This is a genomic window from Kribbella kalugense (genome assembly GCF_004365875.1).
Taxonomy (GTDB): Bacteria; Actinomycetota; Actinomycetes; order Propionibacteriales; family Kribbellaceae; genus Kribbella; species Kribbella kalugense.
This window is the reverse complement of the sequence record NZ_SODF01000001.1, coordinates 1,982,510-2,000,910: the sequence shown is the minus strand read 5'-3', so window position 1 is coordinate 2,000,910 and position 18,401 is coordinate 1,982,510. Positions and strand designations below refer to the sequence as shown.

Annotated in this window: 16 protein-coding genes and 1 riboswitch; of the genes, 11 read left to right on the top strand and 5 right to left on the bottom strand. The window is 68.8% G+C overall.

Features of this window, described 5'->3' with window-relative positions:
* Positions 1-42: 42 nt before the first annotated feature.
* Positions 43-966 (bottom strand): carbon-nitrogen hydrolase family protein, encoded by a 924-nt coding sequence (locus tag EV650_RS09435; RefSeq protein WP_134117358.1) that lies wholly within the window; start codon positions 964-966, stop codon positions 43-45.
* A 67-nt stretch (positions 967-1,033) separates the two neighbouring features.
* On the opposite strand from EV650_RS09435, the gene EV650_RS09430 reads away from it, so the two are divergent.
* The 5 genes from EV650_RS09430 (at position 1,034) to EV650_RS09410 (ending at position 5,052) form a co-directional block, all read left to right on the top strand.
* Positions 1,034-1,402 (top strand): VOC family protein, encoded by a 369-nt coding sequence (locus EV650_RS09430; protein WP_134117356.1) that lies wholly within the window; start codon positions 1,034-1,036, stop codon positions 1,400-1,402.
* Positions 1,403-1,415: 13 nt separating this feature from the next.
* Positions 1,416-1,766 carry an MmcQ/YjbR family DNA-binding protein gene (locus tag EV650_RS09425; RefSeq protein WP_238174102.1) on the top strand — a complete coding sequence of 117 codons (351 nt, stop codon included), beginning with the start codon at positions 1,416-1,418 and terminating at the stop codon, positions 1,764-1,766.
* Between the two features lie 49 nt (positions 1,767-1,815).
* Positions 1,816-2,802, top strand: coding sequence for an Lrp/AsnC family transcriptional regulator (locus EV650_RS09420; protein WP_134117354.1), 987 nt, complete (start codon positions 1,816-1,818; stop codon positions 2,800-2,802).
* Between the two features lie 115 nt (positions 2,803-2,917).
* Positions 2,918-3,757, top strand: a complete 840-nt coding sequence (locus EV650_RS09415; RefSeq protein ID WP_134117352.1) for an SDR family oxidoreductase — start codon at positions 2,918-2,920, stop codon at positions 3,755-3,757.
* Positions 3,758-4,035: 278 nt separating this feature from the next.
* The gene (locus EV650_RS09410; protein ID WP_134117350.1) at positions 4,036-5,052 is read left to right on the top strand and encodes a TerC family protein; all 1,017 of its coding nucleotides are present in this window, start codon (positions 4,036-4,038) and stop codon (positions 5,050-5,052) included.
* Here the strand turns inward: EV650_RS09410 and EV650_RS09405 are convergent.
* Genes EV650_RS09405 through EV650_RS09395 form a run of 3 tightly spaced genes read right to left on the bottom strand, consistent with a single transcriptional unit; the run spans position 5,049 to position 7,800 of the window.
* Entirely contained in the window at positions 5,049-5,915 is an 867-nt protein-coding gene (locus tag EV650_RS09405; RefSeq protein ID WP_134117348.1) for a C40 family peptidase, read from the bottom strand. The genes EV650_RS09410 and EV650_RS09405 overlap by 4 nt on opposite strands.
* Entirely contained in the window at positions 5,912-6,976 is a 1,065-nt protein-coding gene (locus EV650_RS09400) for a mandelate racemase/muconate lactonizing enzyme family protein (protein ID WP_134117346.1), read from the bottom strand. The genes EV650_RS09405 and EV650_RS09400 overlap by 4 nt, the downstream gene beginning before the upstream one ends.
* Positions 6,973-7,800, bottom strand: coding sequence for a serine hydrolase (locus EV650_RS09395; protein WP_134117344.1), 828 nt, complete (start codon positions 7,798-7,800; stop codon positions 6,973-6,975). Before EV650_RS09395 ends, EV650_RS09400 begins: the two co-directional genes overlap by 4 nt.
* A 44-nt stretch (positions 7,801-7,844) precedes the next feature.
* Between EV650_RS09395 and EV650_RS09390 the strand changes: the two genes are divergently transcribed.
* From EV650_RS09390 to EV650_RS09365, 6 genes are all read left to right on the top strand, one after another.
* On the top strand, positions 7,845-8,801 hold the full coding sequence (locus EV650_RS09390; protein WP_202874438.1) for a cobalamin biosynthesis protein: 957 nt from the start codon (positions 7,845-7,847) through the stop codon (positions 8,799-8,801).
* Positions 8,792-9,472: a phosphoglycerate mutase family protein gene (locus EV650_RS09385; protein ID WP_134117340.1), complete on the top strand. Its 681-nt coding sequence runs from the start codon at positions 8,792-8,794 to the stop codon at positions 9,470-9,472. The genes EV650_RS09390 and EV650_RS09385 overlap by 10 nt, the downstream gene beginning before the upstream one ends.
* Positions 9,463-10,431, top strand: coding sequence for a DUF3500 domain-containing protein (locus tag EV650_RS09380; RefSeq protein ID WP_134117338.1), 969 nt, complete (start codon positions 9,463-9,465; stop codon positions 10,429-10,431). The genes EV650_RS09385 and EV650_RS09380 overlap by 10 nt, the downstream gene beginning before the upstream one ends.
* Positions 10,432-10,445: 14 nt before the next feature.
* A riboswitch (cobalamin riboswitch) is annotated at positions 10,446-10,568 on the top strand.
* 32 nt (positions 10,569-10,600) lie between these two features.
* Positions 10,601-14,293: a cobaltochelatase subunit CobN gene (gene cobN / locus EV650_RS09375; RefSeq protein WP_134117336.1), complete on the top strand. Its 3,693-nt coding sequence runs from the start codon at positions 10,601-10,603 to the stop codon at positions 14,291-14,293.
* A 12-nt stretch (positions 14,294-14,305) separates the two neighbouring features.
* Positions 14,306-15,070, top strand: coding sequence for a 5'/3'-nucleotidase SurE (surE, locus tag EV650_RS09370; protein WP_134117334.1), 765 nt, complete (start codon positions 14,306-14,308; stop codon positions 15,068-15,070).
* A 109-nt stretch (positions 15,071-15,179) separates the two neighbouring features.
* Positions 15,180-15,449, top strand: a complete 270-nt coding sequence (locus tag EV650_RS09365) for a hypothetical protein (protein ID WP_130450647.1) — start codon at positions 15,180-15,182, stop codon at positions 15,447-15,449.
* Here the strand turns inward: EV650_RS09365 and EV650_RS41395 are convergent.
* Positions 15,443-18,361 (bottom strand): helix-turn-helix transcriptional regulator, encoded by a 2,919-nt coding sequence (locus tag EV650_RS41395; protein ID WP_134117332.1) that lies wholly within the window; start codon positions 18,359-18,361, stop codon positions 15,443-15,445. The genes EV650_RS09365 and EV650_RS41395 overlap by 7 nt on opposite strands.
* Positions 18,362-18,401: the final 40 nt, after the last annotated feature.

Sequence of the window (18,401 nt, the reverse complement as noted above, 5' to 3'; positions counted from 1 at the left end):
TCAGGTCGACCCGGATCCACGACTCGGTTGGCTCTGGTGCTCCTACCGGATGACGGTGTGTTGGGGGGACTCGTTGGTGGTTAGGGTGAAGATGTCTGGGCGGGCGTAGTGGCCGTTGGCGTCGAAATCGAAGCGGGCGCGGTCCAGGTCGTTGAGGTCGAGCTCTGCTAGCAGGATGCCTTCTCCGTCACGTAGTGGGCCGGCGAGGATGTTGCCTAGTGGGGAGATGATCACGCTGCCGCCGTTGATGAGTACGGTGTCTGGCGCATCGCCCTGGATGGGGTGGAGGTCGTCGGGGAGGTCGGCTCGGGTCAGGTACTGGTTTGCGCTGATCACGAAGCAGCGGCCCTCGAGTGCGACGTGCCGCATCGTCGCCTGCCACTGATCCCGGTCGTCGACGGTTGGTGCGCACCAGAGCTCGACGCCCTTGGCGTACATGGTCTGCCGGAACAGCGGCATGTAGTTCTCCCAGCAGATCGCCGCGCCCAGCACACCAAAGTCCGTGGGTACGGCGGGCATCGTCGAGCCGTCGCCCTGACCCCAGAGGAAGCGCTCGGCCGCGGTCGGCATGAGCTTGCGGTGGTGCGCGACGACGCCGTCCCGTGGGTCGATGAAGACCGCGGTGCAGTACAGCGTCCCGCCGGCTCGCTCGATCACCCCGACGACGAGATGGACGCTCAACTCGGCCGCGAGTTCGGCCAGCCGCGCGAGCTCCGGACCGGCCAGCTCGACGGCGGCCTCGCGGTACCGCCGGAAGACGTCGCGGCCTTCGGGCGACCGGGATCCGACGGTCACGCCGAAGTCGAGTCCCTTCGGATACCCGCCGAGGAACGCCTCCGGCAGTACGACGAGCCGAGCGCCGGCCGACGCCGCCTCGCGGATGTACCGCTCGGCCTTGGCCAGCGTCGCGGGAGTGTCGAACAGGGTGGAACCGGCTTGTACGGCGGCGACGACAACGGAGGTCATGCCGAGCAGCGTAGTTCTGTCCCCGCCGAGGTCTACTGTGCATTTCAGAGCCACCAGGGGAGGGACCATGTTCGACCACGTGTCGCTGCAGTGCGATGACCTGACCGCGAGCCGCGCCTTCTACGAGACCGTGCTGGCGCCCCTCGGCATCAGCGTGTCGATGGACTTCGGCGACGTGCTCGGGCTGTCGGCGGAAGACGGCGTACCGAAGTTCTGGCTGGGGAAGCAGACGACCGGGGGCAGCCAGCGCGAGATCCATGTCGCGTTCACGGCCTCCAGCCGTGCCGTCGTGGACAGCATCTATCACGCGGTCCATAAGTTGGGAGCCGAGATCCTGCATGAGCCGAAGGAGTGGCCTGAATACCACCCGGGCTACTACGCGGTCTTCATGCGCGATCCGGACAGCAACAATGTCGAGGTTGTCTCTCACAGCTGAGGAGGAGCAGGACGTGGCGAGGCTGAGCGGGAGCGAGATTCTCGAGCACTGTCTGGCGAAGCCCGGGGCCTGGCAGGACGAGCCGTGGGACGGCGATGTCGTCGCGAAGGTCGGCGACAAGATCTTCGCGTTCCTCGGCGGTGGCGCGTCGGTCGGGCTCAAGTGCGGCGCCAACCGGGAGGAGGCCGACGAGCTGGTCGACACCTACCCGGAGGACATCAGCAAGATGGCCTACATCGGCCGATCGGGGTGGAACACCGTCCGTCTCGGCGGCAAGGTTCCCGACGACGAGATCCTCGAGCTGATCGACACGTCGTACGAGACGATCGTGGCGAAGCTGCCCCGTCGGTTGCGCCCGGCGTAGGACCGAATGCTCCACGGATCTCGATGATCGTGTTCTATTCTCGACATCTGTGACCGCGGATCCGTTCGACCAGCTCGATCGCGGGCTGCTGCATGCCTTGCACATCGACGCCCGAGCACCGTTTCGTCGGTTGGGCGACGTCCTCGGCGTCTCCGATCAGACCGTTGCTCGCCGCTACGCCCGCCTCAGGGAGAGCGGCGCCCTGCGCGTCACAGCGCTGAGTCATCCGGGCCGGACCCAGGAGGTTCAATGGTTGCTGCGGGTGCGCGCTGTCCCGAGCGCGGCCGGTGAGGTCGCCGACGCACTCGCTCGGCGCCCGGACACCAGTTGGGTGAACCTGTGCGCGGGCGGTACCGAGATCGAGTGCACGGTGTACGGCGACGACGTCGGCCCGCTCCTGCTCGACGTACTGCCTCGGACCCGGCAGGTGATCGACGTCGAGGCTGCCGAGGTTTTGCAGGTCTTCTACGGCGGAGCCGGTTCGCCGTACGCCAAGGCTGGTCCCTTGCGCCCGGAGCAGATCGCGGAGCTCCAACGGCAGGTGCCCGAGCCCGATCCGACCGCCGAGGTGGTCACGCTCGATGAGCTCGACCGCCGGCTCCTCGACGTACTGCGGAGCGACGGCCGGGCGCCGATCGAGCGGCTCGCCAAGGTCTGTGGGGTGTCCGCGCCGACCGTACGGCGCCGCCTGCGCACCCTGGTCACCACCGGCGTGATGAGCTTCGACGTCGACGCGGATCCGCGGCTGCAGGACGTGCCCGCGCGGGCCATGCTGCGGCTGGCCGTGACGCCGGATCGTCTCGACGCGACCGGCCGCGCCCTCGCCGGGCACACCGAGGTCGCCTTCGTGGCGGCAACCACCGGATCGACATCGCTGTTCGCCGCGATCGGCAGCCACTCGCCCGACGGCCTGTACCGCTACCTGACGACCGAGATCGCCGGCCAGTCCGGCGTCACCCAGGTCAACCTGACGCCGGTACTGCGCACGGTGAAGGCCGCCTCGATGCACTACGGCGTACGGCGCTCTGTCGGATAACGACACCGGACCGCCGCTAGCTGTCGAGATCTGAACAACTTCCACAAACCTCACGCCACTTCGAGCGCAGCCTCCACATGCTGGTCGACGACCAATCGTGAGGAGCTCCCTGTCCATGACCACTCTCGTCATCGGTGCCCGTGGCGCCATCGGCCGGCACGTTCTCGACGGGCTGCGCGCGGCCGGTACGCCGGTCCGCGCCTCGGTCCGCGATCTCGCCAAGGCCGACTTCGGACCCGGCATCGACGTCGTCCAGGCCGACCTGACCCAACCAGACACGCTGCCCGCGGCCCTCGACGGCGTCACGCAGGTCTTCCTGTACGCCGAACCGCGCGGCGCAGCCGACTTCGGTAAGGCCGCGCTGGTGGCCGGCGTCGAACGTGTCGTGCTGCTGTCCTCGGGCAGCGTTCTGGTGCCGTGGGCAACTTCCAACCCGATCACGGTCGAGCACCGGATGACCGAGGACCTGCTGACCGGCAGTGGGCCGGAACTGGTTCCGATCCGGCCGCTGGTGCTGGCCGGCAACGCGCTCGCCTGGGCGTCGTCAATCAGGTCCCGGCGTACCGTCCGGCTCGTTCATCCCGGCTCGGTCTCGGCGCCGATCCACGAGCGCGACATCGCGGCAGTCGCTCTCGCGGCTCTGTCCGGCGCCGAACCGCAGGAGGTCTCCGCTCTGCTGACGGGTGCCGAGCCGCTGACTCTGAGCGACCAGGTCGCGCTGATCGCCGAAGCGGTGGGCGAGCCGATCACCGTCGAGGAGATCGGCGAGGGGCTGGCCCGCGAGATGTTCGGTGCGGGCGAGTCGCCGGAGATCGTCGACGCGATCCTGCACTTCGTACGCCGCGGCACCGAGGAGGGCGGCTGGTTCAAGACCACGACGGCCGAGCGGGTCCTCGGCCGCCCGCCGGTCTCGTTCGCCAGCTGGGCGCGCGACCACGCAGCCGACTTCCGCTGACCGACCAGGCTGGGGTGAACGCTCGGTCACCACCGGCAGTGACGGTTTGCTGATCAAGGTGTGACGATTTCGACAGGCGGACACGGTGTCGTTGATTTGGTGTGTCGGTCGTCGACCCGTCAGAATGGTCGTAGATGAAGGGGAGTATTCCTTCGCGGTGGCATCGTCATCACGGTCAGGCTCGGTCCTGACCCGGTGCCTCCGGCCTGACTGGCTGTAACCGGTCAAGCGGAAGAGACCTTCGGAGTGACTGTCTATCTGAGCTCCGGAGGAATTCTATGCACGTAGCTGACTACGTTTGGTACATCACCGTCGGCGTGCTGCTCGCACTGCTGGCGTTCGACGTCTTCGTTATCGGCCGTCGGCCCCACGAGCCGACAACCCGCGAATCGGCGACCGCGATCGCGTTCTACATCGGTCTCGCGGTGGTCTTCGGCCTCGGGGTCTGGGTGTTCTCCGGCGGGCAGTACGCCGGTGAGTTCTTCGCCGGCTGGCTCACCGAGTACAGCCTGAGTGTCGACAACCTGTTCATCTTCCTGATCATCATGTCCAGGTTCGCGGTGCCGAGGAGGTACCAGCAGACAGCGCTGCTGATCGGCATCATCCTGGCGCTGTTCTTCCGCGGCATCTTCATCGCGGTCGGCGCGGCCGCGATCAACGAGTTCTCCTGGGTCTTCTACATCTTCGGCGCGTTCCTGGTCTACACCGCGATCCACCTGGCCAAGCAGGGTGAGAACGACGATGACGACTTCAAGGAGAACGCGGTCATCCGGTTCGCGAAGAAGCGGCTGAACGCGACCGACGAGTACAACGGCGTCAAGCTCACGCTGAAGAAGAACGGCAAGCGGTTCGTCACGCCGATGGCGATCGTGATCATTGCCCTCGGCACCACCGACCTGCTGTTCGCGCTCGACTCGATCCCGGCGATCTACGGCCTGACGCAGGAGCCGTTCCTGGTCTTCGCCGCGAACGTGTTCGCGCTGATGGGTCTACGCCAGCTGTACTTCCTGCTCGGTGACCTGCTGAAGCGTCTGGTCTACCTGTCGCTCGGCCTGTCGGTGGTGCTCGCGTTCATCGGCGTGAAGCTGGTCCTGCACGCCATGCACGTGAACGAGTTGCCGTTCATCAACGGCGGCCACCACATCGAGTGGGCGCCGGAGATCCCGATCTGGTTCTCGCTCGGCTTCATCATCGTCACCCTCGGCATCACCACGGTGGCGAGCCTGCACAAGTCCAGGAAGACGAAGTCCGAAGCGCCGGCTGAAGACCCGGCGCCGGAGAACCACACCAACTAGAACCGGGCGGCAGCTACCAGCGTCGCGCGGCGTTCGTCGGTAAGCGGCTCGTTCTCGAGCCGCTTACCGGTCTCGGACGCATGCAGCATTCCGGCCTCGGACACGAACCCGACGTGGTGCACCGGCTTGCCGTCGCGAGCGAAGAAGTACAGGTCACCCGGCTGTGCCTCTTCGATCGGAATGTTCTCCAGCGTGTCCGCCTGGTCGTGCGCATCCCGCGGCGTCCGCAGACCGAGTACGCGACCCACCGTGTGGATCAACCCGGAGCAGTCCAGCCCGTGCGCCGACGTACCGCCCCACAGGTACTCGAGTCCGAGGAACAGTTCACCAAGTCGCAGCCGCTCCTCAGCTCCCGACGGCTCCGCAGCAGACCGCAGTACGGCGTCAGCGAGCCAGCCGGACCCACCGTCGGGCGTCGCCACCCGCGTGTACCCATCGGCGTGCTCCATCGACGCCAGCACGGTCCCGAACGACAACTCGGCCAGCGCCTGACCACCAGGCTCGGCCAGCAGCGAAGCGGTCGGTACGGCGATGGCGATCGGGTCGGACGCGCTCTCCGGCAGCTCACCCAGGTGGCTCGACGGAATCCAGCCCGGATACCCCAGCTCGTCCTGGGACGACGGCTGCCACGGCGCGGTGATCTCGGACCAGCCGTCCCGCTCCGAGCGAACCAGCACAGGCTCGGCAAACAGCAACTGGGTCAAGGTCCGGCCGTGGAGGCCGAGCCGGGTCTCGGTATCCATCGACTTGGCCCAACCTGCGACGTCGGGCTGTGCGGCGGTTGCCGGCGCGTCGATGTCACGCGGTGCGTCCGGCGAGGTCCAGACCGTACTGATCGGGACGTTGATGGCGGCTAACTTCATGCGGTCAAGCCTGTCACGCCGAGGCCGGGATCAGAAGGCAGGTGGATCAGCGAGCCGTCGTACCGGATCCCGCCGGTCACCGGCGCTTCGCGCAGCCACCAGGCCGCATCCAGGTCGTTGACCGCCGTCGTCGGGTACGCCGAGACGAGTGCGGCGGCCGCACCGACGCCGACGTGGCTCTCCATCATGCAGCCGACGATCGCGCCGAGACCGTGCTCACGGGCGAGCTCGAGCAGCGTGCGCGCTGGTGCCAATCCGCCGCATTTCGCCAGCTTCACGTTCACCAGGTCGGCCGCGCCCATCCGGATCACTGCGACCAGATCGCGTACGCCGTACACGGACTCGTCGGCGAGGATCGGCGTACTGACCCGGTCGGTCACCCACGCCATCCCGTCGAGGTCGGCCGCCGCGACCGGCTGCTCGACGAGCTCGATCGCGCAGTCGGCGTCCTCCAGCGCCCGGATGACCGTGACCGCATCGCGGCGGGTCCAGCCCTGGTTGGCGTCCAGCCGCAGCCGCGGTTCGGAGCCGATCGCCTCGCGGACCCGTCGTACCCGCTCGATGTCGCCGGCCGCATCGGTGCCGACCTTGATCTTGAGTACGTCGAACCCGTCCGCGACTCGATCCCGCCCAGCAGCCGCCAGCGCCGCCGCATCGCCGACCGACAACGTCACATCGGTGCGTACGACGTCGACCGTCGACCCGAGGAACCCGTGCAGCGTCTGCCCGCGCCGGCGCGCCGCGAGGTCATGCAGCGCGACATCGACGGCATCCTTGGCTCCGAAGTTGCCGACGGCAGCGCCCTGCACCCGGCGCAGCGCCTCGGTCAGGTCGTCCGGGCCGAGCCCGTTCAGCGCGGTCGTGATCGGTCCTTCGACACAGGCCTGCGAACCGGCCAGCGAATCGCCGGTCACCTTCCAGACCTGCGGAGCCTCGCCCCAGCCGCTCAGCTCGCCATCGCTCACCTCGACCAGGAGCGACTCGACGTGTGTCGCCGTACGGAGGGCAGTGACAAACGGGGTGTGCAGCGGCGCGGAGACCAGGTGCGTCGTGATCTTCACCGGACGGTCTCCAGGTCGTGCCGGTGGTTCCAGGCCTCGAGCGCGATCCCTGCGATCAGCTTCTGCGCCTCGGAGTCCGGCAGGTCGGACGTCGTACACGCGACCACCACGAATGGGTCCGCGTCGGCGGGGCGGACGATGCCGCCGTCGTGGCGGATCCGGGTATCCCAGCCGTTCTTGTGCTCGACCCGGGTACCGGTCGGCAGCAGGGCCGGGATCTCGCCGTTCCACTGGTTGCCGGCCAGCAGGTCGCGCAGGTAGTCGCCGGAGGCACCTTTCTGATTGCCCACCGCAACGAGTACGCCGGCCAGTCCGGCCGGGCTCATCAGGTTGCTGATCCCGGCGCGTTGCGCGGCCCCGTCGTCGATGCCGCGCTGGATCTTGGACGCGGGGGAGGGCGAGCCGGGCAACGTCGATTCGATCAAGGCGGCGTGGGCCGCGGGGGCGCCGACCTGTTCGAGCACGAGGTCGGTCGCCAAGTTGCTGGAGCGGGTGATCATCTCGGTCGCGAGCCAGCCGAGCGGCACCGCCGTACCGAGCTTGGTCCAGGTCGCCGGCGCCTCGTCCTCGTCCGGGTCCACCCCGAACCGGCCGCCGGCCGCGGACGCGAAGTCGTTGTGCACGGTCACCGGCTGGTCCAGCGCCAGCTCACCGGCCTCGACCTTGCGCATGATCGCCATCGCCACCGGCAGCTTCATCGTGCTGGCCGAGTAATGCGGCCGCTCCGCATGGTGTTCGAACACCGGTACGCCGTCCAGCCGGCCGAGCCACACCCCGAACTCCCCACTCCCGGCGACCCCCTGGAGCAGCTCCGCGATTCCCATGCCACTCACCCAATCACAAACCCCCACCTGGCAGACTGCCAAGGGTGTCCCGGGCAATCGGTCTCCTCCTCGGCTTCGCCGCCGACCGCGTCCTCGGCGATCCGCGCCGCTTCCACCCGGTGGCCGGCTTCGGCCGGACCGCGGCGGGCCTCGAACGGCAGCTGTACGCCGACTCGCGTCTCGCCGGGACCGCGCACACCGCCGTGCTCGTGGGAACCACCACAGTCCTGGGCGTCGCGCTCGAGCGGCTGACTCGCAAGCATCCGATCCTGCACACCGCGGTCACCGCAGCCGCCACGTGGACGGTGCTGGGCGCCCGCAGCTTGGAGCGCGAGGCGGAGACGATGGCCGAACTGCTCGAGGAGAAAGACATCCCGGGTGCTCGCGACCGCCTGAGTCACCTGTGTGCTCGTGATGCCACCGAGCTGGAGTCGGACGAGTTGGCTCGGGCGACGGTGGAGTCGATCGCCGAGAACACCTCCGATGCCTGTGTCGCGCCGCTGCTGTGGGGCGTCTTCGGCGTCCCCGGGCTGCTTGGCTATCGGGCGGTGAACACGCTCGATGCGATGGTCGGCTACAAGTCACCGAAGTACCAGAACTTCGGCTGGGCGTCGGCGCGGCTGGACGACGTGCTGAACCTGGTTCCCGCGAGGGTGTGTGCGGTGCTGACCGGGGTCGTGGCTGGAAGACCGCGCGAGGCGCTCGCGGTGTCGCGGCGGGATGCGCCGAAGCATCCGAGTCCTAATGCCGGGCCGGTCGAGGCGGCGTTCGCGGGTGCGCTCGGGCTGACGCTCGGTGGCACGAACAGCTACGGAAGCTGCGCAGAGGACCGCGGCACGCTCGGCGACGGACCGGCGCCGGCGGTGGACGACATCCGTCGTACGGCGGCGCTCGCGAGACGAGTCGGAATCGCCGCCGCCGGCCTCGCGGCACTGGCCGCTCTGCTGCGCGAGGCGCAAGGCGCCATACACAGCCGACGGAAGGGAAAACGATGGGGTTGAGTCATCGGCCGTTGCGGATTGTGTTGGTCAGGCATGGGGAGTCTGAGGCGAATTTGGATAAGACGATCTACGAGCGGATCCCTGACCACGCCGTTCCGTTGACGCCGCACGGGCATGAGCAGGCGGCCGAGACGGGGAAGGGTCTGCGGGAGCTGTTCGAGAACGAGCCGGTCCGGGTCTACGTCTCGCCGTACCTGCGGGCTCGTCAGACGCTGGACTCGCTCGGGCTGGACGACCTGATCAGCAGTCAGCAGGAGGAGCCGCGGCTACGCGAGCAGGACTGGGCCAATCTCCAGGACACCGCGGACATCGAGCAGCAGGAACAGCTCCGGAACGCGTTTGGGCACTTCTTCTACCGGTTCACCCACGGCGAGTCGGGTGCGGACGTGTACGACCGGGTGTCGACGTTCCTGGAGACCATCCACCGTGACTTCGAGGTGGCCGACGCGCCGAGGAACGTGTTGCTCGTCTCACACGGCCTGACCATGCGGCTGTTCTGCATGCGCTGGTTCCACTGGTCGGTCCCGTTCCTCGAGTCGCTGCGCAATCCGGCGAACGCCGAAACACGCGTCCTGCTGCGGCAAACCGATTTCCGGTACAAGCTGGACCGGCCGTTCGAGCAGTGGACGCCTTACGAACCGACGGAACGGGAGCGATCGGCATGGTTGTAGCGCAGACGCGGGACACGGTCCTCGAACTGCTGGCGAGTCTCACGCCGGCCCAGGTCGAGAAGATCCGGGCCCCGTTCGACATTCCGGACCATCAGCAGTGGACCTACCTGCCAGGACCTGTGCCAGGCCTCGCGCTGACCGAGCTGACGCCGACGCAGCAGAAGCTGGTCGAACGGCTCGTCGCGACCGACTGCAGTGACCGGGGCGCGGCCGATGTCTGGGCGGTTCTGGACGCGGAGGTCGTGTGTCGTGGGCTGCCGGACCTGCCGCCGTCGGGGGAGTGGGAGGGCGCGACTGTCGCGGACCGGTACTTCCTCCGGGTGCTCGGCGACCCGAACGGGACCGATCCGTGGGCCTGGCGGCTGAACGGCCACCACCTGGCGCTGCACGTGACGCTGGTGGACGGAGCGATCGCGTTCACCCCGCAGTTCATCGGCTCGAACCCGGCCGAAGTCCGTACCGGCCCGAAGGCAGGCCGACGCTTCCTGGCCGCCGAGCAGGACCTGGGCTTTCAGCTCTTGCACGCCCTCGAGCCGGCCCAACGTGAGATCGCGGTCGTCTCACCCGAGGCTCCGGACGACCTCCTGACCCGCCACGACCCGGTCGCCGACGCGTCGATGCTGCACCGCGGTCTGTCGTACGGCGACATGAACGAGGACCAACGCCAGGTGCTCAGCCTGCTCATCGGCCAGTACGTCGGTCGTGCCGCCGGGCCGATCGGGTTGCAGACCTGGCAGGACATCACCGAGCACGGCATCGAGCAGCTGACGTTCGCCTGGGCCGGAGAGACCGAGCCTGGTGTCGGCCACCGGCACTACTACTCGGTCGCCGGCCCGAGCTTCCTGGCCGAGTACGACAACACCCAGGACGACGCCAACCACATCCACTCCGTCTGGCGCGACCTCCGCAACGACTGGGGCACCGACCTCCTGGCGGCGCACTACGCATTCCACCAGTGAGTCGCGTTCGCACCGTCGACTAGAGTCACGACCGTCAATCGATGGCATCAGCAGGAACCCGGTGTGAGTCCGGGACGGTCCCGCCACTGTGACCCGCAAGGGGAGTCAGGAACTGCCGCCGTCGTACCTGAAGTCGGGGCGTGGATACCCCGGGAAGGAACGGTCGCGCATGGCTGCCAATCTTCTGCTGCTCTCCACCGCCGACACCGATCTGCTCGCCGCCGCGGAGGCGGACGCCGGCTGGAAGGTCGCCAACCCGGCCCGCCTCCAGCTGGCTGAGCTGGGGCCGCTGCTGGACGCGGCCGAGGTCGTCGTCGTCCGGCTGCTCGGCGGTCGCCGCGCCTGGGAAGAAGGACTCGATGCCGTCGTCGCTTCCGGCAAGCCGGCCGTCGTGGTCAGTGGCGAGGCCGCGCCTGACGCCGAGCTGATGTCGCTGTCGACCGTGCCCGCCGGCGCGGTCACCGAGGCGCTCGCTTACCTCCGCGAGGGCGGCTCGGACAACCTCCGCAACTTGGCCGGCTTCCTGCGGGACACGCTGCTGCTGACCGGCGACGAGTTCGATCCGCCGCAGGCGCTCCCGGCGTACGGCGTGCGGGGTACGTACGTCGAGGACGAGCGGCCCGTGGTCGGCATCGTCTACTACCGCGCGCACGAGATCTCCGGGAACACGGCCTTCGTCGACGCACTTGCGAATGCGGTCGTCGAGGCCGGCGCCCAGCCGTTGCCGGTGTACTGCGGCACGCTGCGCGGGCTCGATCCGGCCGAGAACGTCGGGCTCTTCGATCTGCTCCGGAAGTGCGACGTACTTGTCACCACACTGCTCGCCGCGGGTGGTGCGGTGGCGGCGAACGCGAGCGCCGGCGGTGCGGACGACGCGTGGGACGCCGGTGCGCTGGCGTCGCTCGACATCCCGTTGCTTCAAGGCCTCGCACTGACCTCGACCCGTGAGCAGTGGCTCGAGAGCGACGCGGCGGTCAGCCCGTTGGACGCGGCGACGCAGGTCGCGATTCCGGAGTTCGACGGCCGGTTGATCACGATCCCGTTCTCGTTCAAGTCGTACGACGCCGACGGGCTGGCCCGGTATGCGCCGGACCCCGAGCGATGCGCGCGGCTGGCCGGGATCGCGGTCGCTCACGCGCGACTCCGGCACGTGCCGGCCGCCGAGAAGCGGATCGCGCTGATGTTGTCGTCGTACCCGACGAAGCACGCCCGGATCGGGAACGCGGTCGGCCTGGACACGCCGGCCTCGGCCGTGGTTTTGCTGGGGCAGTTGGAGCAGGCCGGGTACGACCTCGGCGGCCTCGACCTGAGCGAGCTGCAAGGTGCTGAGGGCGCTGACGGTCTGATCCACCGGCTGATCGCGACCGGCGGGCACGATGTCGACTGGCTGACGGACGAGCAGTTGGAGAACGCGGTCGCGAAGGTGCCGCTGTCGACCTACCAGCAATGGTTCGGCCGGGCTCCGGAGTCGTTGCGCAAGGCAATGACTGAGGCGTGGGGTGAGCCGCCTGGTTCGCTGTACGTCGATCCGTCCGGGGCCATCGCCCTGGCCGCGCTGCGGTTCGGGAACGTCGTGCTGATGATCCAGCCGCCGCGGGGTTTCGGTGAGAACCCGGTGGCGATCTACCACGACCCCGACATGGCCCCGTCGCACCACTACCTGGCGGCGTACCGCTGGCTGGAGGCCGCGCCGGAGGACGGCGGCTTCGGCGCGCAAGCCGTCGTACACCTCGGTAAGCACGGGACGCTGGAATGGCTACCTGGCAAGGGGATCGGGATGTCGGCCGGCTGCGCGCCGGACGCCGTACTCGGGAACCTGCCGATGGTCTACCCGTTCATCGTCAATGACCCGGGTGAAGGGACGCAGGCGAAGCGACGGGCACACGCGACCGTTGTCGACCACCTCGTGCCGCCGATGGCGCGGGCCGAGACGTACGGCGACATGGCGAAGCTGGAGTACCTGCTCGACGAGTACGCGACCGTGTCCGCGCTCGACCCGGAGAAGGTGCCGACGCTGCGGGCGCAGATCTGGACGCTCATCCAGGCCGCGCAGTTGCACCACGACCTGCACACTGACGAGCGGCCCGAGGACGAGGCCTTCGACGAGTTCGTGCTGCACCTCGACGGGTATCTGTGTGAGATCAAGGACGTGCAGATCCGCGACGGGCTGCACATCCTCGGTGGTGCGCCTGATGGTGAAGCGCGGGTCAACCTCGTGCTCGCCGTACTGCGGGCGCGTCAGCTCTGGGGCGGCTCGTACTCGATCCCTGGGCTGCGGACCGCCCTCGGGGAGACGTTCGGTGTCGACGAAGCCGAGTTGCTGGCGAACCCAGGCCGCGCCGCGGACCTCGCCGAGCTCGCAACGCTCGCGGACCTGCCCGCGGTCTCCGGCGCCGACGGTGTCGACATCCTCGAGGCAGTCGCACGGAAGCTCGTCGTCAGCATGGAGACCTTGAGCTGGGACGCCGCGAAGGTGCCGGTCGTCGTCACCGAGGTGCTCGGCCGTCCGTCGGACCAGGTCTCGCAGTCGCTGACCTTCGCGGCAACCGAGGTCGTCCCACGGCTCGCCCGGACGGGTGACGAGCTGACCAACGTACTGCGGGCCTTGGACGGCCGCTTCATCGAGGCCGGGCCGTCCGGCTCGCCGACCCGCGGTCTGGTCAACGTGCTGCCGACCGGCCGCAACTTCTACGCGGTCGACCCGAAGGCGATCCCGAGCCGCAACGCCTGGGACGTCGGCGTCGCGCTCGCCGACTCGCTCCTGGCCCGGCATCAGGCCGAGACGGGGGAGTGGCCGCGGTCCGTCGGCCTGACGATCTGGGGTACGTCGGCCATGCGCACCCAAGGCGACGACCTCGCCGAAGTGCTGTGGCTGCTCGGCTGCCGCCCGGTCTGGGACGAGGCCTCCCGTCGCGTGACCAGCTTCGAGGTGGTCGGCCTGGAGGAGCTCGGCCGGCCGCGCATCGATGTGACGATCCGGATCTCCGGCTTCTTCCGGGACGCGTTCCCGCACGTGGTGGCCCTGCTGGACGAAGCCGTACGTACGGTCGCTGCCCTGGACGAGCCGGCCACGGACAACTTCCTGCGCGCGCACGTGGACGCTGATGTTGCTGAAGGCAATGACCTGCGGTCGGCCACCGCGCGAGTGTTCGGGTCGAAGCCTGGCTCCTATGGAGCTGGGTTGCTACCGCTCGTCGACGCGCGGAACTGGCGGACCGACGCCGAGCTGGCCGAGGTGTACGCCGTCTGGGGCGGGTACGCGTACGGCAAGGACCTCGACGGCGCGGAGGCCCGCGGCTCGATGGAACGCGCGTACGCCCGGATCCAGGTCGCGGCGAAGAACGCGGACACCCGCGAGCACGACATCATGGACTCCGACGACTACTTCCAGTACCACGGCGGCATGATCGCGATGGTCCGGCACCTGACCGGCTCCAACCCGAAGGCGTACGTCGGGGATTCCGCCGTACCCGCGCAGGTCCGGACCCGGACCCTCGACGAAGAGGCGAAGCGGGTCTTCCGGGCCCGGGTGGTGAACCCGCGGTGGATGGCGGCGATGCGGCGGCACGGGTACAAGGGCGCCTTCGAGATGGCTGCGACCGTCGACTACCTGTTCGGGTACGACGCGACCGCGGGCGTGGTCGACGACTGGATGTACGAGACGCTGACGACGGAGTACGTCGCCGATCCGGAGATGGCGGAGTTCTTCCGCAAGTCCAATCCGTGGGCCCGGCACGGGATCGCAGAGCGGCTGCTGGAGGCGGCCCAGCGCGGGCTGTGGGCGGAGCCGTCGGACGAGGCGCTGGAGACGCTGCGCAACGCAGTACTTGAGACGGAAGGTGACATCGAGGACCGCGGCTGATTGGGTAGAGGCATGCCGCCTGACCAGCTCAGAGTCCTGATCACCAACGACGACGGCTATCTCGCACCGGGGATCCGCGCGCTCGCGCCGGCCATCGCCGCGCTCGGGTACGACGTCGTCGTGGTTGCGCCGCTAGTCGACGAGAGCGGCGTTGGATCCGCTCGGGCCAGGATGGTCGGCCGCCCGATCCGGACCGAGTCCGACGAGGAGAACGGGGTCACGTTCACCGGGATCGACGGTACGCCGGCACTCGCGGTGACGCTGGCGAACGTCGGCGCGTTCGGACGGCCGCCGGACCTGGTGCTGTCCGGGATCAACCGCGGGCACAACATCGGCGTACCGATCTTCCACTCCGGCACCGTCGCCGCCGCGCTGACCGCGGCCGAGCAGGGCACGTCTGCCGTTGCCATCAGCATCGACTCGGAGACCCCGTCGTACTGGGAGACCTCGGCAACAGTCGCCGCCGAAGCCCTCGCCTGGATCGCCGCCGAGCCGGCCGGCACAGTCGTCACCATCAACGTCCCCGACCGCCCGCTCGACCAGCTGGCCGGCGTCCGGCACGCCTCCCTGCACCCGATCAAACGCTCCCGGGTCATCGGCACAAAGGCGCCGACCGGCGAGCCGATGATCGAGATCGAGCCGGTCCAGCCCAACCCGGTAGCCGGCTCCGACGAGGCCCTCCTAGCGGCCGGATTCGTCACCGTCACCCCGATCGTCGGTATCCGCGAGATCAAAGACGACGCAGCCGCCACGGCCTTGGCCAAACGCCTGGCCTGAGGTGGCTAAGGGGGTACGTCGCGGATCTGAGGGGGAACGCCCGATGTGGTGACCGGTGGTCCGGTCGCACGGTGAATACAGACGGCGATCCGCGCCGTGAGGAGGAACCGTGAAGCACATCTGCACCTTCATCGCAGTACCCGTCGTGGCTTGCGGGTTCGCCGTGGCCGGCGCGGTCCAGGCATCGGCGTACCCGATCGACCCGGAGGACGACTACCGCACGCCTGTCGTGGTTGTCCACGACCCGGGAGCGACGATCCAGGTCGACGACGCCGTCACCGAGGCCGTGCAGGCCGGTGCGAGCGCCATCGGTGGCGCCGGCATCGCCCTGGCAGTCCTCTGGGCCTATCGGCGTCGTCATCCAGCGCAGGTTCACTGACCCGGCGGCCGTCGCTCAGCCAGAGCGGCGGCCGCCACCCGGCTCGTCGTCCCGGTCTTCCGAAGAATGTTGGACACGTGCACGCTGACCGTCTTGTCGCTGATGAAGAGCTCCTTCGCGATCTCACCGTTGGACCGGCCGGCCACCAGGAACGACAGCACCTCCCGCTCGCGCTCGGTGAGCGCCGCCAACCGTGCGTCGCCGGCATCGTGCACGACCGGGATCGGCGCGCTGAGATCGATCTTCGATCGGCGGGCCAGCGACTCGATCTCGGTCTGCAAGGGCCGGGCACCGAGTTCGACCGCGCGGAGATGCGCGTGTCGTAGCAGATCGGCCGCCTTCGACGGTGGCCAGCCGCTCGTCAAGCTCGCTTCGGCGCAGCGCCACTGGGCCACGGCCTCGTGCCAGCGACTTCCCGCCGTACTCGCGGTTTCGATGACCTGACGCCAGAGGTCGGATTGATCCGCGGTGTTGCGGCAGCGGGCCAGCTCGGCCGCCACCAGCGCCCGTTTCATCGCCTGAGCGTCCACCCCGCCGAGGGCGTGGGCGAACGGCTCCCACGCCCAGTCGGCAAGAACGCTGTCGACCGACTCCGAGGCCGCAAGGCCGTGCTGACCGGCGTCCCGGGCGGTCTCGGCCGCTGCGAACGCATACACCGGAAGCGCCTCGTCGTCGTCCGGCTCGGGATATTCGGGAACGGACAGCCGGGGGCGAGCCCAGCTCACGGCGTCGGCGACGTGACCTTCGGCGCTCATCAGTTCGATACCGGCGACGGTCATCACCGGGCGGAGCGGGTTGAAGTCCTCGGAGACCAGCTCCAGGGCCCGATCGAAATGCTGCCGCGCCTCCTCGATCCGCCCCGATCGGACCGCCAGCAGGCTCGCGGCCAACCTGATCCCTGCTCCGGGGATGCCGTTGCAGCGTGCCGCCACGGCTGATCGCAGCATCGCCCGGCACTCGTTCCAGCGGCCGAGGTCGATCAGCTCGAGGGCGGCCTGGTAGGCGAGGAAGTAGGCCCAGATGCCGGCGCCGGCTGCGACGGCGTCCTGGTAGGCAGCGCGCGTGACGTCAGCTGCGTCGCCTCGCCGGCCGAGCGCGTGCAGGGCGTCGAAGCGCCAGATGCCGGCGTTGACGGAGGTGTCGAGATCGCCGCAGGACCGTGCCAACTGCTCCGAGCGATCCGCGTCGGCGAGCGAATCCAGCGGCGCTGTCCTGTCGTACACGGCTGCGCGGGCGCAGAGTGCCCTGCCGAGAGCCGCCGGCGAGCCCGACCGCAACGCGACCCGGACGGATTCCTCCGCATGGCCCGTGCTGTCCGGCATGCCGTACATGTCCTCGTACTCCGCCAGCTCGGCGAAGGCTCTGGCGCGCCCAGCGCTGTCCGGGTTGTCCTCGGTCAGTGCAATCGCGGCGTGGATCTCTTCCAGGTCCGCCGAGCCGGGAGTTGTCGACTGCCAGCGACCGTTTGCCAGCACGATCATCAGCTCGCAGGCCAGCTCCGGGTCCTGCGCTTGGTCCAGCAGGCTCAAAGCCTCGGTGAGAAGCGTCACCACAACGTCCGGCCGGCCGGCTCGATCGCACACCAGGCCCGTCCGTCGTAGCAGTCCGATCCTGTCGTCGAGCGTTCCGCGGACGGCCGGTGACACCGACTGCCAGACCGCACACGCCCGGCGGAGCTCGATCGCCTCTTCCGAGGGTGCCCGCAGTCGCGCTGCCTGATCCGCCGCAACGAGTGACCAGCGATACGTGGCATCGATGTCGCCGGCCTTCTCATGGTGGACGGCGAGGTCAGCGGCCGTCACCTCAGTGGGCCGCTCGTCCAGCACCCGGATGTAGCGGGCATGGAGGTCGGCGGCTTCGTCGGGCGACAGTCCGTCGTACAGCACCTCGGCAAGCAGCGGGTGCCGGAACCACCAGGTGCTACCACCGGCGGCGGTCGCCACGCCGCGATCCTGCGCCTCCGACAGCCAATGACCGATCAGGTCCGCCTTCAGTCCATGGCCGGCGGCGACCTCGGTCAGTACGGCGGATGACGTCGGCCGGCCGCCGACGGCGAGGATCCTGGTCACCAGCCGCGCCTCGTCGGACAGGCTGTGCCAGGCGGCGAGCAGGGCTTCGCGGAGCGCCACCGGGACGATCGCGGGGAGGGTGCGTTCCGATCCGGACAGACCGCGGACCATCAGCTCGATCAGGTACGGATTTCCGTCCGACCTGGCCAGAACCTCGGCGACGAGCCCGGGGTCAGGCGCTGTCCCCAGCAAGCCTTCGATCTGAGCGCTGGTGGCATCCAGGTCCAGTGGCTCCAACCGGATCTCGCTGTACAACGGCATCCGCCGCATGTCCGCCAGCCAGGCATGCAGCGGATGACCTTCCGGTCGCTCCTCGGTCCGGCTGGTCGCGATCAGCACCAGCGGCTGGTCCCGGAAGCCGGCGATCAGGTACGACAACACGTCGAGCGACGCGACGTCGGCCCACTGCAGATCATCGACGACCAGCACGGTCGGACGTCGTTTCGCGATCCGGTTGGTCGCCAGATCGACCAGGACGGGCAGCCTGGTCGTGGCGACTGTGCTGCCTCCGAGCGAGGGCAGTAACGCAGCCAGCCCGTCGAGCCCGTCGAGCACCTCGGCTCGTTCGCCGGTATCCGCCCGAGCCAGCCAGTCCTGCAGCAGTCCGATGATCGGCGCGAACGGAACCGAGGCGCCGCCGAAGCGCACGCAGGAACCCCAGAGGACCTGGAGCTGCGAACCTCCGCAGGTCTCACGGATCAGTCGCGTCTTGCCGATGCCGGCTTCGCCATGGACGACGATCGCGCGCGGACGTCCGGCCACGGCATCACGCAGTACTTCGCCGAGAAACTGTTGTTCGGCAACGCGTCCGGCGAAGCGATGATCGGGCCGTAGACCCCCCATGCATACCCAGTGAACACCTCAGCCCCACTTCGCACCACCC

Coding starts and splice junctions, on each gene's coding strand:
- EV650_RS09405 (WP_134117348.1), bottom strand. CDS start 5,915: ATGAAGTTAGCCGCCATCAACGTCCCGATCAGTACGGTCTGGACCTCG.
- EV650_RS41395 (WP_134117332.1), bottom strand. CDS start 18,361: ATGGGGGGTCTACGGCCCGATCATCGCTTCGCCGGACGCGTTGCCGAA.
- EV650_RS09415 (WP_134117352.1), top strand. CDS start 2,918: ATGACCACTCTCGTCATCGGTGCCCGTGGCGCCATCGGCCGGCACGTT.
- EV650_RS09410 (WP_134117350.1), top strand. CDS start 4,036: ATGCACGTAGCTGACTACGTTTGGTACATCACCGTCGGCGTGCTGCTC.
- EV650_RS09380 (WP_134117338.1), top strand. CDS start 9,463: ATGGTTGTAGCGCAGACGCGGGACACGGTCCTCGAACTGCTGGCGAGT.
- surE (WP_134117334.1), top strand. CDS start 14,306: ATGCCGCCTGACCAGCTCAGAGTCCTGATCACCAACGACGACGGCTAT.
- EV650_RS09430 (WP_134117356.1), top strand. CDS start 1,034: ATGTTCGACCACGTGTCGCTGCAGTGCGATGACCTGACCGCGAGCCGC.
- cobN (WP_134117336.1), top strand. CDS start 10,601: ATGGCTGCCAATCTTCTGCTGCTCTCCACCGCCGACACCGATCTGCTC.
- EV650_RS09435 (WP_134117358.1), bottom strand. CDS start 966: ATGACCTCCGTTGTCGTCGCCGCCGTACAAGCCGGTTCCACCCTGTTC.
- EV650_RS09385 (WP_134117340.1), top strand. CDS start 8,792: ATGGGGTTGAGTCATCGGCCGTTGCGGATTGTGTTGGTCAGGCATGGG.
- EV650_RS09395 (WP_134117344.1), bottom strand. CDS start 7,800: ATGGGAATCGCGGAGCTGCTCCAGGGGGTCGCCGGGAGTGGGGAGTTC.